The sequence below is a fragment of the Mesorhizobium sp. M3A.F.Ca.ET.175.01.1.1 genome (assembly GCF_004791945.1).
Taxonomy (GTDB): Bacteria; Pseudomonadota; Alphaproteobacteria; order Rhizobiales; family Rhizobiaceae; genus Mesorhizobium.
This window is the reverse complement of the sequence record NZ_SRTP01000110.1, coordinates 1-397: the sequence shown is the minus strand read 5'-3', so window position 1 is coordinate 397 and position 397 is coordinate 1. Positions and strand designations below refer to the sequence as shown.

Below are 397 nucleotides of genomic sequence, written 5' to 3'. Positions count from 1 at the left end.
CGCTCAGCGCCATGGCGGTCGGCATACTGTTCTGCTCGTCCGGCATCGGCCTTGGCCTGCAATTGCATCCCGACTGGCTGATGGTGCCGGTGTCGCCCGCCATCGCGCTTGCCGTTGGCGCCGTCATCGGCGTCATCAACGGCTTCCTCATCGTCAGATTGAAGATGAGCGCCTTCATCATCACGCTCGCCTCCTACATCTGGGTGCGCGGCCTGGTGCTCGTCGTTTCCGGCGGACGCTCGGCGCAGGACCTGGCGCCGGCCATCCGCTGGTTCGGCATCCAGCGCCTCACCGGTCTGCCGCTCACCGCATGTATCGCCATCGGCTGCTTCGGGGCCTTCTCGCTGATTCTGGCCAAGACGCCGTTCGGCCGGCATCTGGTGATGATCGGCGGCAA

At 65.7% G+C, this 397-nt stretch carries 1 pseudogene; it reads left to right on the top strand.

The window, feature by feature from the left end:
* A pseudogene (locus EN818_RS30970) lies at positions 1-397 on the top strand (ABC transporter permease); the annotation flags it as partial.